General features: G+C 68.7%; 13 protein-coding genes. 10 read left to right on the top strand and 3 right to left on the bottom strand.

The annotated features are described in order from the left end of the window. Window positions 1–13 precede the first annotated feature (13 nt). The 3 genes from C3942_RS08935 to C3942_RS08925 all read right to left on the bottom strand — a co-directional run bounded on the left by C3942_RS08935 (window position 14) and on the right by C3942_RS08925 (window position 4990). Window positions 14–790, bottom strand: coding sequence for a glucose 1-dehydrogenase (locus C3942_RS08935; RefSeq protein ID WP_104230040.1), 777 nt, complete (start codon window positions 788–790; stop codon window positions 14–16). 25 nt (window positions 791–815) lie between these two features. Beyond that, window positions 816–2513, bottom strand: a complete 1698-nt coding sequence (locus tag C3942_RS08930; protein WP_104230039.1) for an FAD-binding protein — start codon at window positions 2511–2513, stop codon at window positions 816–818. Window positions 2514–2626: 113 nt separating this feature from the next. Further along, the gene (locus C3942_RS08925; RefSeq protein ID WP_133164278.1) at window positions 2627–4990 is read right to left on the bottom strand and encodes a bifunctional diguanylate cyclase/phosphodiesterase; all 2364 of its coding nucleotides are present in this window, start codon (window positions 4988–4990) and stop codon (window positions 2627–2629) included. A gap of 176 nt (window positions 4991–5166) precedes the next feature. Here C3942_RS08925 and C3942_RS08920 point away from each other — a divergent pair, with 176 nt between their 5' ends. The 10 genes from C3942_RS08920 (at window position 5167) to C3942_RS08875 (ending at window position 14490) form a co-directional block, all read left to right on the top strand. Then, window positions 5167–6060 carry a VOC family protein gene (locus C3942_RS08920; protein WP_104230037.1) on the top strand — a complete coding sequence of 298 codons (894 nt, stop codon included), beginning with the start codon at window positions 5167–5169 and terminating at the stop codon, window positions 6058–6060. Between the two features lie 5 nt (window positions 6061–6065). Continuing rightward, on the top strand, window positions 6066–6941 hold the full coding sequence (locus tag C3942_RS08915) for a CoA transferase subunit A (protein ID WP_104230262.1): 876 nt from the start codon (window positions 6066–6068) through the stop codon (window positions 6939–6941). Window positions 6942–6955: 14 nt separating this feature from the next. Further along, complete coding sequence (locus C3942_RS08910) at window positions 6956–7762, top strand: CoA-transferase subunit beta (protein ID WP_104230036.1); 807 nt, start codon at window positions 6956–6958, stop codon at window positions 7760–7762. Continuing rightward, window positions 7759–8202 carry a Zn-ribbon domain-containing OB-fold protein gene (locus tag C3942_RS08905; protein WP_207766028.1) on the top strand — a complete coding sequence of 148 codons (444 nt, stop codon included), beginning with the start codon at window positions 7759–7761 and terminating at the stop codon, window positions 8200–8202. Before C3942_RS08910 ends, C3942_RS08905 begins: the two co-directional genes overlap by 4 nt. A gap of 115 nt (window positions 8203–8317) precedes the next feature. Continuing rightward, window positions 8318–9505, top strand: coding sequence for a lipid-transfer protein (locus tag C3942_RS08900; RefSeq protein ID WP_104230035.1), 1188 nt, complete (start codon window positions 8318–8320; stop codon window positions 9503–9505). 4 nt (window positions 9506–9509) lie between these two features. Beyond that, window positions 9510–10376: an enoyl-CoA hydratase gene (locus tag C3942_RS08895; protein WP_104230034.1), complete on the top strand. Its 867-nt coding sequence runs from the start codon at window positions 9510–9512 to the stop codon at window positions 10374–10376. A gap of 4 nt (window positions 10377–10380) precedes the next feature. Continuing rightward, complete coding sequence (locus C3942_RS08890; protein ID WP_104230033.1) at window positions 10381–11466, top strand: NAD(P)H-dependent flavin oxidoreductase; 1086 nt, start codon at window positions 10381–10383, stop codon at window positions 11464–11466. Then, window positions 11463–12218: an enoyl-CoA hydratase family protein gene (locus C3942_RS08885; RefSeq protein ID WP_104230032.1), complete on the top strand. Its 756-nt coding sequence runs from the start codon at window positions 11463–11465 to the stop codon at window positions 12216–12218. Before C3942_RS08890 ends, C3942_RS08885 begins: the two co-directional genes overlap by 4 nt. A gap of 45 nt (window positions 12219–12263) precedes the next feature. Then, window positions 12264–13424, top strand: a complete 1161-nt coding sequence (locus C3942_RS08880) for an acyl-CoA dehydrogenase family protein (protein WP_104230031.1) — start codon at window positions 12264–12266, stop codon at window positions 13422–13424. 10 nt (window positions 13425–13434) lie between these two features. Beyond that, entirely contained in the window at window positions 13435–14490 is a 1056-nt protein-coding gene (locus C3942_RS08875; protein WP_104230030.1) for an acyl-CoA dehydrogenase family protein, read from the top strand. The last annotated feature ends 81 nt before the right edge of the window (window positions 14491–14571 follow it).

Here is a 14571-nt window from a genome sequence, read left to right as displayed (position 1 = left end):
ATGCGGACGGACTTCAATCCGCCCACATGAGGTAGCCGTTGTCGATGCGCATCTCGGCGCCCTGGATGAAACGAGACTCGTCCGAGGCCAGGAACAGCACCAGGTTGGCGATGTCCGCCGGCATGCAGAAGCGGGCCTGCAGCTGCTTGGGGTCCTTCTCGCGGACCTTGGGCTGCTGCTTGGGATCGCGCGGCAGGTTGGCCACCATCGGCGTGACGATGCCGTCGGGGTGGATCGAGTTGCAGCGGATCTTGTAGAGGTTCATGCGGCAGTGGGCCGCCACTGAGCGCGTCAGCGCGGCGACCGCGCCCTTGCTGGCGCTGTAGGCGGCGAAGGCGGACATGCCGCCGATGCCGGCCATGGACGACATGTTGACGATCGAGCCGCCGCCGCGTTTCTTCATCGCCAGCAGGCCATGCTTGCAGCCCAGGAAGTAGCCGTCGGAATTGATGCGCTGGATCTTCTGCCACAGCTCCAGGGAGGTGTCCTCGATGGTGCCGTAGGCCAGGATGGCGGCGTTGTTGACCAGCACGTCGAGGCCGCCGAACTTCTCCTCGGTCCGGGCGATGACGTTCTCCCAGTCGGGCTCGCTGGCGATGTCATGCTTGATGAACAGGGCGCTGTCCGCGTGCTTGGCGTTGATCTCGGCGGCCACCTTCTCGCCCAGCTCCTGGTTGAGATCGGTGATGACCACCTTGGCGCCTTCACGGGCCAGCAGCCGTGCGTCTTCCGCACCCACGCCGCTGGCGCCGCCGGTGATGATCGCCACCTTGTCCTGTACGCGTCCCATGTTCTTCTCTCTCCGTAAAAGTGGTTCAGGCGGCCCGTGCCGCCGCGTCGCTGGTCTTTTGTATGGCGTGCAGCGCGGCGCGGCGGCCGGACCACAGGCAGTCGGCGATCGACAGGCCGCTGACGTAGAAATTGGAGGCCACGCCCACCGCCGTGCGGCCGGCGGCATAGAGTCCCTTGATCGGCTGGCCGCCGGCGTCCAGCACGCGGTTGCTGCCTTCCTCCACGCGCAGGCCGCCGAGCGTGATCGACGGACAGGGGAAGATCTTGTTGCCGGCCGAGATGTCCAGGGCATAGTAGGGGCCCTGGTCGAGGGCGGCACGCATGTCCGGCGACTTGCCGAAGGCGTCGGGCTGGTTGCCGGCGGCGCTGGCATTGTTGGCCTGCACGCTGCGCTCCAGCGCGGCGGCGGGCACGCCGATCTTGCCGGCCAGCTCTGCCAGGGTCTTCGCCTTGGGCGAGCTCAGCATCAGGATCAGCGCCGGGCCGGACTGGAACATCCACAGCTTGCCGAAGGCGGCCTCCTTCAGCGCCGCGCGGCGCAGCTTGGCGTCGAGGATCAGCCAGGCGCTGCCGTCGCCCTGTTCGCACATCTCCACGCCCAGCCGCGCGCCGTAGACCTGCTCGTTGCAGAAGCGCTCGCCGTTGGCGCCCACGACGATGCCGCGGGGCAGGGCGGTGGGCGGGTTGATGAAGCGCCAGGCCGAGCCCTTCTCCAGGCGCGCGGCGCTGCCGCCGGCCGACAGGCCCAGGCGGATGCCGCTGCCGTCGCAGCCGGTGGCACCGAGGCGCATGTTCCGCAGGTACTTCGGGGCGTGCTTCTGCACCATCTCGCGGTTGAAGATGAAGCCGCCGGCCGACAGCAGCACGCCGCCGGTAGCGCGGATCCGCAGCGGCCGCGCGTCCGCCAGTTCGATCGCCAGGGCCTGGGCGCGCAGGCGGTCGGCCCAGGCGGGGGCGAAGTCGTGCACCTTCTCGGCCTTGCGCATCAGCTTCAGGTGGCGCTGGCCGGCGGGAGACCCGGGGTCGAGGCGGAACACTTCGGCGCCGATCACGCTGCCGCTGCGGTCCTGGACCAGGCGGCGCACCGCGCTCTGCGTCAGCACCGGGATCTTCAGTTCCTCGACGCGGCGGCGCAGCATGGTGAACAGGTGCTTGCCGGTGGCCACGCCGGACCCGTGCATGCGGTGGCCGCGCGGCGCCGGCAGGGCCTGGGCGGCGAAGGCGGGCACTCCCTCGTTGCCGGAGTAGTACAGGTAGATGCCGTCCCTGGGATAGGAGGTCTTGGGCGGCGGGGCGCTGGAGTCGAACTTCGCGCCCAGGGATTCGAGCCAGGCATGCAGGCCGAGGCTATCCTCGCAGAACTGGTGCAGCGTGGCCTTGCCGACGGCGTCGCCGGTTTCCATCTGCAGGTAGCGGTACATGGCCTCCACCGTGTCGTCGTAGCCGGCCGCCTTCTGCTGGCGCGTGCCGCCGCCCAGGTAGACGATGCCGCCGCTCTTGATGGTGGCGCCGCCGCCCTCGAAGCGCTCGACGATGCCGACGTTGGCGCCGGCCTGGCGGGCATGGATGGCGGCCGAGGCGCCGGCGGCGCCGAAGCCCACCACCAGCAGGTCCACCGTCTCGTTCCAGGCCACGGCCTCGGCGGAATCGACCACCAGCGGCGCATCGACCGGCAGGGTGCCGTCGGCGGTTCCGGAAGCGGAAGGGGTGGGCTGTGTCATGGGGAGAACCGGCCTGGAAAAGGTCAGGCCAGCATTATTTCCCGCTGGGCTCGGGAATCTTCGTCCATGTAGACGAGAGTTGCCGCGGGCCGCTGCGGAGACCTCGTCCCGGCCTACTCCGGCGGCAGTGTCCGGCCGCGTCGCAGCAGGGCGACGAACTCCTCCGGCGGCAGCGCCGGGCTGAACAGGTGGCCCTGGATCTCATCGCAGTGCAGCAGGCGCAGGAACTTGAGCTGCTCGGTGGAGTCCACGCCTTCCGCCACCACCCTCAGCCCCATCGAGTGGGCCAGCGAGATCACCGACGAGACGATGCTGATGGTGTTGGCGCTGTCGCCCATGCGCAGCACGAAGGAGCGGTCGATCTTCACCGTGGCCAGCGGCAGCCGGGACAGGTAGGACAACGAGGAATAGCCGGTGCCGAAGTCGTCCAGCGCCAGGTTCACGCCCATGTCGCGCAGGCGCTGCAGCAGCGGCAGGGTGGCGTCCGGGTTGGCCAGCATGCTGGACTCGGTCAGCTCCAGCTCGATGCCCCCGGCGCTCTGCGGGTAGCGTTCCAGGACGCTGCCGACATGGTCGATGAAGGCGGCGTCGCGCAGCTGCACGGCCGACACGTTGACGGCGATGCGGGGGACGGCGATGCCGGCGCGCATCCAGCTGGACCGGTCGGCCGCCGCCTGCTCCAGGGCCCAGCGGCCGACCTCCACGATCATGCCGTTCTCCTCCAGCAGCGGGATGAACTGTCCGGGAGGCACCAGGCCCAGCTCCGGGCTCTCCCAGCGGATCAGCGCCTCGGCGCCGCAGACCGTGCCGTCGCGCAGGTCCACCTTGGGCTGGTAGTACAGAACGAACTGGTCATCCTGCATCGCATGGCGCAGCCGCGTGTCCAGTTCCAGGCGCTGCTTCATCGCCGAGCCCATCTGCGCGGTATAGAACAGGTAGCGCTCGCCGGTCTGCTTGGCACGCTTGAGCGCGGCCTCGGCGTTGCGGAACAGGGTTTCGCCGTCGTCGCCGTCCTCCGGGAACAGCGCCAGCCCCACCTTGCCCGACAGGCTCAGCGAGCGTCCGGCGACCTCGATCGGGTGGCTCAGCCGGGTCCACACGCGGTCGCGCAGCATCAGCGACAGGCTGGCGGAATCCTTCAGGTCCGGGATCAGCGCGGCAAAGCGGTCGCCGCCGGTGCGGGCCAGGTAGGCCGGGTTGCCGGCCAGGCGGGTCAGGCGCTCGGCCACGCTCTTCAGCACCTCGTCGCCCGCCGCCATGCCCACGGCGTCGTTCACTGCCTTGAACTGCACCAGGTCGACCAGGATCACCGCCACGCGGGCGGTGGTCTGGCGGGCAGCCAGCAGGTGCTGGTTGAGGCGTTCGTGGAACAGGCGTCGGTTGGCCAGGCCGGTCAGGGGATCGTAGTAGGACAGGAAGTCCAGCCGCTCCTCGTTGGCGATGAACTCCAGGGCATGGGAGATGTCGCCCGCCAACTCGATCAGCAACTGCTGCTCCTCTTCGCTGAAGAAGTCGGTTTCGCCGGCATACAGCGCCAGGCAGCCGGCCAGGCGGGAGCGGGCGAAGACCGGCAGGATCGCCACCGAGCGGTAGCCGCGCTCCAGCGCCGGCGCGCGCCAGGCGGCCATCAGGGGGGCGCGGGCGATGTCGTTGCAGACTATCTCCCGGCGCTCCCTCAGGGCCGTGATGGCCGGGCCGTCGCGGTGGCCGGCGCGCTGGTAGTCGCGCAGCAGGTTCATGTAGCCATGGTCCTCGCCATGGCAGGCCACCGGCTCCACCAGCTCTCCCTGCTGCACGCCGATCCAGGCCATGCGGAAGCCGCCCTGGTCCACGGCGGTGCGGCAGACCTCCTTGAACAGCTGTTGCTGGTTGCGGCAGCGCACGATCTCCGCGGCGATGCGGCTGCGCATGCGGTGGATGCGGGTCAGGCGCCGCAGGGCGTTCTCGCTGCGCTCGCGCTGGGCGATCTCGCGCCGCAGTTCGCGGGCCTGGTGCTGTGCCTGCCGGTACAGGCGGATGTTCTCGCGGAAGATCGCCAGCCCGGCCGCCAGCATGGCCGCGATCTGCTCGTCGCCGGGGGCGAAGGGTGGTTTGCCCGGGGCCCTGCCCACGACCAGCCAGCCATGGCGGTGGCCGTCGTTCTGCATCGGCATGGACAGCAGGCTGCCCAGGGGCGGCAGGCCGCGCGGCAGCCGTGCCGGGTCCAGCGGCGCGGCCGGCGAACTGAGCCGCAAGGGCAGGGCGGGGCGGTCGCGCAGCAGTTCACCCCCATGGGACAGCCGTCCCTCCTCATCGGGCAGCAGCATCTCCACGTGGTCGGCCTGCAGGATCTCCCGCGCCTCGCCGTAGAGATGGCGCAGCTGGACGTCCGGGTCCGGCTCCGCCGCCAGCCTGAGCCCCAGGCGGACCATGCGGGCGAAGCGGGCCCCCTCCGAGGTGTCCTGCACCGCCTGTGATGCGGTAACCGATGGCTCCATGGCGCCCCTCCTTGGGCTTCCAGAAATGCGGCATAACAAATACCACAAAGGTCTTCCGGCGGCTCTCCCGGCCCCTCCCGATTCCTCTCCGTACAGTCTCATCCCAACGGATGAAGATCAAAAACGCCCTCGGGACCAATATGGCGCCACTCCCCATATTCCGGCAATCGGTCCCAATGATCAGAATCGAATCACTGGCTTACATCGTTGCGCAAAGCACGGACATCGCCAAGTGGCAGACCTACGGCGAGCAGGTGCTCGGCATGTCCACTTCGGCCACGGCGGAGGGCGGATTGTTCCTCAAGATGGACGAACGGTCCTACCGCGTCGCGGTCGTGCCCGGGGCCGAGGACCGCTACCTGGCCTCCGGCTGGGAGGTGCGCGACGAAGCCGCCTACCGGGACGCGCTCGCGGCCCTGGCCAAGGCCGGCACGGCGGTGGAGACGGGCGACGCCCAGCTGGTCGCGGCCCGCCAGGTCAAGGCGCTGTCGGTGTTCACCGACCCCGCCGGCAACCGGCACGAGATCTCCTACGGCTATACCGGCCCCACAGCCCCGTTCCAGTCCCCGATCGGCGTGCAGGGCTTCAAGACCGGCCGTCAGGGCATGGGCCACACCGTGCTGCCGGCCGCGGGCAGCTTCGATGCCACCCTCAAGTTCTGGCAGGAGGTGTTCGGTTTCGGCATCACCGACATCTTCAACTTCCAGCCGGGCCCGGACGCGCCGGTGATCCGCATCTACTTCCTGCACGCCGCCAGCGGCCGCCACCACAGCCTCGCGCTGGCCGAGATGCCCAGCCCCTCCGGCTGCGTGCACGCCATGGTCGAGGTCGACACCATCACCGATGTCGGTAAGGCCTACGACCGCGTTCAGAAGCAGGGCGTCAAGATGATGGCGACCCTGGGCGAGCACGAGAACGATCGCATGACCTCGTTCTACGTGATGACCCCGGGCAACTTCGCGCTGGAGTACGGGTGGGGCGGCATCAGCGTCGAACCCGGAAAATGGCAGACCACCCAGACCCAGCAGGTCTCGATCTGGGGCCACGACTTCTCGGTGGGATTCCGCTAATGGCACTGAACAAAGAGCTTTCCGCCGCCCAGGCCGTCTCGCAGCTGCGCGATGGCATGACCCTTGGCATCGGCGGCTGGGGCCCGCGGCGCAAGCCCATGGCCCTGGTGCGCGAGATCCTGCGCTCGCCGCTGAAGAATCTCACCGTGGTGTCCTACGGCGGTCCCGACGTCGGCATGCTCTGCGCGGCCGGCAAGGTGAAGAAGCTGATCTACGCTTTCGTCACCATGGATGCGATCCCGCTGGAACCCTGGTTCCGCAAGGCGCGCGAGTCCGCCGCCATGGACGTGATGGAGCTGGACGAAGGCATGTTCGAGTGGGGCCTGCGCGCTGCCGGCATGCGCATGTCCTTCCTGCCGACGCGCTGCGGCCTGGCCACCGACGTGCTGGCGAGGAACCCCTCGCTGAAGACCATCCAGTCGCCCTACGGTGACGGCGAGGTCTACCTCGCGATGCCGGCGCTGAAGCTGGACGCCGCGCTGATCCACGTCAACGAAGCGGACCGTCTCGGCAACACGCTGCTGCGTGGTGCCGACACCTTCTTCGATCATCTCTACGCCCGTGCCGCGGACGCCACCTACGTCAGCACCGAAGTGCTGCGCGAGCGTTTCGAGCTGGACGCCGACACGGCGAAGCAGAATCCCTTCGAGCGCTACCTGGTCAAGGGCGTGGTGCATGCGCCGCTGGGCGCGCACCCGACCTACCTCGGCCCCGACTACGGCTGGGACATGGACCATCTCAAGCGCTACAACGCCTCGGCCACCGAGGAAGGCGGCTGGGAGAAGTACGTGGCGGAATTCGTCGCCCCGGGCGAGAGCGAATACCTGGCGAAGATCGGCGGCCCCGAGCGCGCCGCCAAGCTCAAGCAGCCGGTGTTCTGAAGATCATGACGCAAATGACCGAAAACGAAGTGGTAAGCCTGGCGGAACTGATGATCGTGGCGGCCTCCGAGGCCTGGCGCGACAACGGCGAGATCCTGGCCTCCGGCATCGGCGTGATCCCGCGCATCGGCGCGAGCCTGGCCAAGCTGACGCATTCGCCCGAGCTGCTGATGACCGACAGCGAGGCCTTCCTGGTGTCCGAGCCGGTGCCCCTGGGGGCCCGCGGCGACTACCAGCCCAAGTACGAAGGCTACCTGTCCTTCGAGCGCGTCTTCGAATGCGTCTGGGGCGGCAAGCGCCACGCCATGATCGGCCCGACGCAGATCGACCGCTGGGGCCAGACCAACCTGTCCTCCGTCGGCCCCTACGACAAGCCCAAGTCGGCGATCCTTGGCGTGCGCGGCCTGCCGGGCAACAGCATCAACCACATCAATTCGATGATCGTGCCCAACCATGGCCCGCGCGTGTTCGTGTCCGGCGAGGTCGACATGGTGTCCGGCGTGGGCTACAAGCCCGAGCGCTGGGCTCCGGGCATGAAGCAGGACTTCGTCGACATCCGGCTGGTCGTCACCGACCTCTGCGTGATGGACTTCGGCGGCCCGGATCATGCGCCGCGCGTGAAGTCGCTGCACCCGGGCGTCAGCTTCGAGCAGGTGCAGGCCGCCACCGGCTTCCCGCTGCTGCAGGCACCGGGCATGGGCGAGACGCCGATGCCTACCGCCGGGCAGCTTGCCGTGATCCGCCGCATGGACCCGCACAACCTGCGCGCCCTGCAGCTCAAGGGCAATCCGCCCGCCGTGCGGACGGCTGCCGCCGCATGAGCGCAGTGCTGAAAGAGCAGGCTGTCGGCGTGCCGGTACTGGACGGCTGGTTCACGCTCGACGAGCAGCGTCCCCATCTTCTGGGCACGCGCTGCACGGCCTGCGGTACCTACTACTTCCCCAAGCTCAAGGGCTTCTGCCGCAACCCGGACTGCAACGGCGAGAGCTTCGAGGAAGTGCCGCTGTCGCGCACGGGCAAGCTCTGGTCGTTCACCAGCGCCGCCTACCAGCCGCCCGAGCCCTACGTGCAGGTCGACAAGGAGGCCTTCGTCCCCTTCGCGATCGCCGCGGTGGAGCTGGCCAAGGAAAAGATGATCGTGCTGGGACAGGTGGTGGCCGGCACTGGCGTGGAATCCCTGCGTGCGGGCCTGGAGATGGAGCTGGTCCTCGAGCCCCTGGCCGACGGCAAGCTGACCTGGAAGTGGAAGGTGGCGGCATGAAGACCTTCGACGTGTTGACTGCCGTTCGCACTGAGCTTGTCGAAGTGCGAATTCCGGTAACGGACCGTTCATGCTTCGACAGGCTCAGCACGAACGGTCAGGCGAGGTTCATGCCATGAGCACGAACAAGGACATCGCCATCCTCGGCGTCGGCATGCACCCCTGGGGCAAGTGGGGGCGCAATTTCGTCGAGTACGGCGTGAAGGCCGCTCGCGACGCGCTGGCCGATTCCGGCGTGAACTGGCGCGACATCCAGTTCGTTTCCGGCGCGGCGACCATCCGCAACGGCTATCCGGGCCAGGTGGCGGGTGCGACCTTCGCGCAGGCGCTGGGCTGGCAGGGCGCGCAGGTCAACACCTCCTACGCCGCCTGTGCCTCCGGCTCGCAGGCCCTGGCCGCGGCGCGCTCCAAGATTCTCTCGGGCGAGTGCGAGGTCGCGCTGGTGATCGGTTCCGATACCACGCCCAAGGGCTTCCTCAAGCCGCAGCCGGGAGACCGGCCGGATGATCCGGACTGGGTTCGCTTCCGCATCGGCATCACCAACCCGACCTACTTCGCGCTCTACGCACGCCGCCGTATCGAGATGTACGGCGATACGCTGGAGGATTTCGCGCAGGTCAAGATCAAGAACGCGCAGCACGGCCTGTCGAATCCGAACGCCCGCTACCGCAAGGCCTTCAATGCCGCGGACGTGGCGGCTTCGCCGATGGTGGCCGATCCGCTGCGCCTGATGGACATCTGCGCCACCTCCGACGGCGCCGCGGCCATCATCGTCTCCAGCGTCGACTACGCCCGCAAGGTCGGCAAGGCCAAGGCGCCGCGCATCGCCGCGATCTCCACCGTCACGCCGACGTTCGCCTCGGCCCTGGTGGAGATGCCGGACATCGCCACCGATTCGGCCGTCGCCGTGCCGGCGCAGAGCTTCCGTGCCGCGCTGCCGAGGAAAGCCTACGAGGAGGCCGGCATCGGCCCCGAGGACGTCAGCCTCGCCGAGGTCTATGACCTCTCCACCGCACTGGAACTGGACTGGATCGAGGACCTGCAGCTCTGCGCCCGCGGCGACGCGGCCAAGCTGCTGCGCGAGGGCGTCACCCGCGTGGGCGGCCGCCTGCCGGTGAACCCTTCGGGCGGCCTGGCCTGCTTCGGCGAGGCCGTGCCGGCCCAGGCCCTGGCCCAGGTCTGCGAACTGACCTGGCAGCTGCGCGGCCAGGCCGGCGAGCGGCAGGTCGCTGGCGCGAAGGTCGGCATTACGGCGAACCAGGGCCTGTTCGGCCACGGCTCCTCGGTGATCGTGAAGGCCTGAAGCCATGACGCAGCCCGCCAACACCGAGCGCGACGAGGTCGTGCTCTACGAGGTCCGCGACGGCATCGCGTGGCTGACGATGAACCGGCCGCGCTACCACAACGCGCAGAACTCCCGGATGACCTACGCCCTCGACGCTGCCTTCCGGCGCGCGGTCGATGACGACGCGGTCAAGGTGATCGTGCTGGCCGGCGCCGGCAAGAACTTCTCGGCGGGCCATGACATCGGCACGCCGGAGCGCGACGCGCACGAGAGCTTCGAGCGCCAGCACCTCTGGTACGACCACGTCGGTAAGCCTGGCGGCGAGTTCCAGTATGCCCGCGAGCAGGAGGTCTACCTCGGCATGTGCCGTCGCTGGCGCGACGTGCCCAAGCCGACCATCGCCATGGTGCAGGGGGCCTGCATCGCCGGCGGCCTGATGCTGGCCTGGACCTGCGACCTGATCGTCGCCAGCGAGGACGCCTACTTCCAGGACCCGGTGCTGAAGATGGGCATCCCGGGTGTGGAGTACTTCGCCCATGCCTTCGAGCTGCACCCGCGCATCGCCAAGGAATTCCTGTTCCTGGGCGAGAAGATGAAGGCCGATCGTGCCCAGCTGATGGGCATGGTCAACCGCGTGGTGCCGCGCGAGGAACTGCAGGCCTCGGTCGAGGCCATTGCGCAGAAGCTCGCCGCCCAGCCGCGCCTGGCCATGGCCCTGGCCAAGCAGGCGATCAACCATGTCGAGGAACTGCGCGGCAAGCGCACGGCGATGGACGCCGCCTTCGGCTGGCACCACCTCGCCCATGTCCACAACCAGCTGCTGACCGGCAACAACCTGGGCGGGCTGGACGCCAAGGCCATGGCCGCGGCCAACAAGAAAAACGATTGAGACGATGAGCAACTCCCTGCAAACCGAGCTGACGCGCCTGCTGGGCTGCCGCTATCCGATCGTTCAGACCGCGATGGGCTGGGTGGCGGACGCCAAGCTGGTGGCCGCCACCTCCAATGCCGGCGGCTTCGGCTTCCTGGCCGCGGCCACCATGTCCACCGCGCAGCTGGAACAGGCCATCGCCGACGTGCGTGCCGCCACCAGCGCGCAGTTCGGCGTGAACTTCCACATGTTCCAGCCCAATGCGCTGGAAGTGATCGAGCTCTGCCTCAAGCACAAGGACCGCGTGCGCGCCGTGTCCTACGGCCGCGGTCCCGACGCCAAGACCATCAGGCGCTTCAAGGAAGCCGGCATCCTCTGCATGCCCACCGTCGGCGCGCTCAAGCATGCCCAGAAGGCGGTGGAACTGGGCGCCGACATCATCACCGTGCAGGGCGCGGAGGGCGGCGGACACACCGGTTCGGTGCCCACCACCCTGCTGCTGCCGCAGGTGCTGGACGCCGTGAAGGTACCGGTGGTCGCGGCCGGCGGCTTCCACAGCGGCCGCGGTCTGGCGGGTGCGCTGGCCTTCGGCGCCTCGGGCATCGCCATGGGCACGCGCTTCCTGATGACGGCCGAGTCGCCGGTGCCCAAGGCCACGCTGCAGAAGTACGTCGAGGTCAAGGAGCCGGCCCAGATCCGCGCCTCCACCGCCGTCGACGGCATGCCGCAGCGCATGATCGACAACCCCTTCCTGCTGAAGCTGGAGAGCGGCGGCCTGCTGCACCGGCTGTTCGTGGCCCTGAGCAGTGCCTGGAAATGGCGCGTGCACACCGGCATGTCGGTGGGCCACATGATCAGGACCTTCTTCGCCGCGCTGCGCGAGGGCGATTCCGCGATCCAGACCATGATGGCGGCCAACGCCCCCGTGCTGATCCAGCGCGCCATGGTCGAGGGCCGCCCGGACGAGGGCGTGCTGCCCAGCGGCCAGGTCGCCGCCGTCATCGGCTCGCTGCCCGGCGTCAAGGACGTCATCGAAGGCATCGCCGCCGAGGCCGAGGCCCGCCTCGCCAGCCTCTCCACCCGCATTCCCCTGGATAAATCCGCATGACCAGCCACGGCTTCAGCACCACCATCACCGACGGCGTCGCCGAACTGGTGATCGACCGCCCGCCGGTCAACGCCCTCAACGACGCCGGCTGGCACGCGCTGGCCGACGAGATCGAGAAGCTGGGCGCCCATCCCGAGGCGCGCGTGATCGTGCTGCGCTCCGAGGGCCGCGGCTTCTGCGCCGGCGTGGACATCAAGGAGCTGGACAAGCACCCGGAGAAGATCGTCTCGGTCAATGCCGGCAACTACCGTTCGTTCCGCGCCGTGCACCGCAACCCGCTGCCGGTGATCGTGGCCGTGCACGGCTTCGTGCTGGGCGGCGGCATCGGCCTGGCGGGCGCGGCGGACATCGTCGTGGCCAGCGAGGACGCCACCTTCGGCGTGCCCGAGGTGGATCGCGGCGCGATGGGCGGCGGCGCCCACCTGCAGCGCCTGTTCCCGGTGCAGAAGGTGCGCATGATGTATTTCACCGGCGAGCCGATCACCGCCGCCGAGGCCCACCGCCTGGGCGCGATCGAGACCGTGGTGCCCCGCGCCGAACTGCGCGAGGCCGCGATGAACATCGCGCGCAAGATCGCCGCCAAGAGCACGGCGATGATCCGCCTGGCCAAGGAGTCCCTCAACGGCATCGAGGACGGCAACCTGGAAGACAAGTATCGCTGGGAGCAGGGCTTCACGCTCCAGGCGTACAGCGAGAAGGATTCGGCAGAAACAAGGCGCGCCTTCGTCGAGAAGCGTGACGCGAAGTTCTAGCCGGATCGCGGTACATAAGAACTATAGCGACATAGGGCTGAAACCATGCGACTCGAATATACCGAGCGACAGAACAAGTTCCGGACAGAAATCCGGGAATGGCTGGCCGCCAACGTGCCGAAGCAGACGCTGCAGAGCTTCGACACCGAGGAAGGCTTCCGCCAGCACCGCGAGTGGGAGCACAAGCTCAACTCCGGCCGCTGGAGCGCCGTGACCTGGCCAGAGCACCTGGGCGGCCGCGGCGTGGACCTCATCGAATGGCTGATCTTCGAGGAGGAGTACTGGCGCGCCGGCGCGCCGCTGCGCGTCAACCAGAACGGCATCTTCCTGCTGGCGCCGACGCTGATGGAATACGGCACCGAGGAGCAGAAGAAGCGCTTCCTGCCGCGCATGGCGGCGGGCGACGACATCTGGGCCCAGGGCTGGTCGGAGCCGGGCGCCGGCTCCGACATGGCGGCGATCCGCTGCAAGGCGATCCGCGACGGCGACCACTACGTCATCAACGGCCAGAAGACCTGGTCCACGCGCGCGGTCTGGGCGGACTGGCTGTTCGGCCTGTTCCGCAGCGACCCGGACTCCGTGCGTCACCATGGCCTCACCTTCGTGCTGCTGCCGCTGAACCTGCCCGGCATCACCATCCGCCCGATCAAGCAGCTCAACGGCCTGCCGGGCTTCGCCGAGATCTTCTTCGACAATGTCCGCGTGCCGGTGGAGAACCGCATGGGCGAGGAAGGCCAGGGTTGGAACGTGGCCATGGCCACGGCCGGCTTCGAGCGCGGCCTGATGCTGCGCTCGCCGGGCCGCTTCCAGCAGACCGCCAAGTCGCTGGTGGACCTGTACAAGGCCGAAGAGAAGAACGTGGACGACTGCTCGCTGCGCGACGCCGTGGTCAAGAGCTGGATGGATGCCGAGGCCTACACCCTGGCCACCTACGCCACCGCCGGCCGCCTGCGCCGCGGCGAGCACATCGGCCCCGAGGCCAGCACCAACAAGATCTTCTGGTCGGAACTGGACCTGTCGATGCACGAGACCGCCATGCGCCTGCTGGGCCCGCGCGCGGAACTGATGGGCGGTGCGCCGGACGCCGGCAACATCGGCCACTGGCTGGAGGGCTTCCTGTTCGCGCAGGCCGGCCCGATCTACGCCGGATCCAACGAGATCCAGCGCAACATCATCGCCGAGCGCATGCTCGGCCTGCCGCGCTAAGGAGGACGCCGTGGACTTTGCGTTCAAAGACGAACACATCGCCTTCTCCGACTCCATCCGCAAGTTCCTGATGGTGGAAGCAGCCCCCGAGTGGCTGCGCGAAATCTGGGAGACCGAGACCGGCCGCTCGCGCGAACTGCGCGGCAAGCTGGCGGAGCAGGGCCTGACGGCGCTGTCCGTGCCCGAGGAATTTGGCGGCATCGGCGCCGGCGACCTGGAATGGGTGCTGATCCACCAGGAGCTCGGCTACTACGCGATCCCGGATTCGCTGATCGACACGGCGTATCTCGCGACCTACCTGCTCAACCGCCTGCCGGCGGACGCGGCGCTGAAGAAGACCTGGCTGCCGAAGATCGCCGACGGCAGTGCGCGCATCGCCGTGGGGCACCCGGTCAACCCGATGGTGGCCGACGCGCAGAACGCCGACCTGATCCTGATGTGGCACGATGACGAGGTGCATGCCCTGGCCAAGGACCAGGTCAAGCTGTCGTTCAATCCCAGCATCGACATGTCGCGCCGCCTGTACAAGGTGACCTGGACGCCCTCCGAGGCCACGCGCATCTGCCCGGCGCGCCTGGGCAAGCAGCTCTGGGACGGCGTGCTGGACCGCGCCGCCCTGGCGGGGGCCGCGCAACTCGTGGGCCTGACCCAGCGCATGCTGGACCTGGGCATCGACTACAGCGCCACGCGCAAGCAGTTCGGCAAGCCCATCGGCTCCTTCCAGGCGGTAAAGCACCACCTGGCCGACGTCGCCGTGAAGGCGGAGTTCGCCAAGCCGGTGCTGTACCGCGCGGCCTATGCCACCGAGCGCGAGCAGGCCCGCCGCGGCGTCTACGTGTCGCACGCCAAGCTCGCCGCCGGCGAAGCCGCCTGGCTGGGCGCGCGCAAGAGCATGCAGGTGCACGGTGCCATGGGATACACCTGGGAAACCGACCTGCAGATGTTCATGAAGCGGGCCTGGGCGCTGGATGCGGCCTGGGGCGACCGCGCCTTCCACAAGAAGCGCATCGCCGATTTCATCCTTGCCGACGGGGCCCGGCTGGGCCCGGGCGAAACCTTCGCGTAGGGGCGGGGGCCGGGTGGCGCGGGCCGGGGGCCAACCCGGCACACTGCCGCCGCCGGTCCGCCATCAGCCCTGGCGCGGTCG

Origin of the sequence: Solimonas fluminis, assembly GCF_002930645.1 — a bacterium.
GTDB classification, from domain to species: Bacteria; Pseudomonadota; Gammaproteobacteria; order Nevskiales; family Nevskiaceae; genus Solimonas_A; species Solimonas_A fluminis.
Note: the sequence above shows the minus strand (reverse complement) of the source record. Positions and strands in the feature narration are given on the sequence as shown.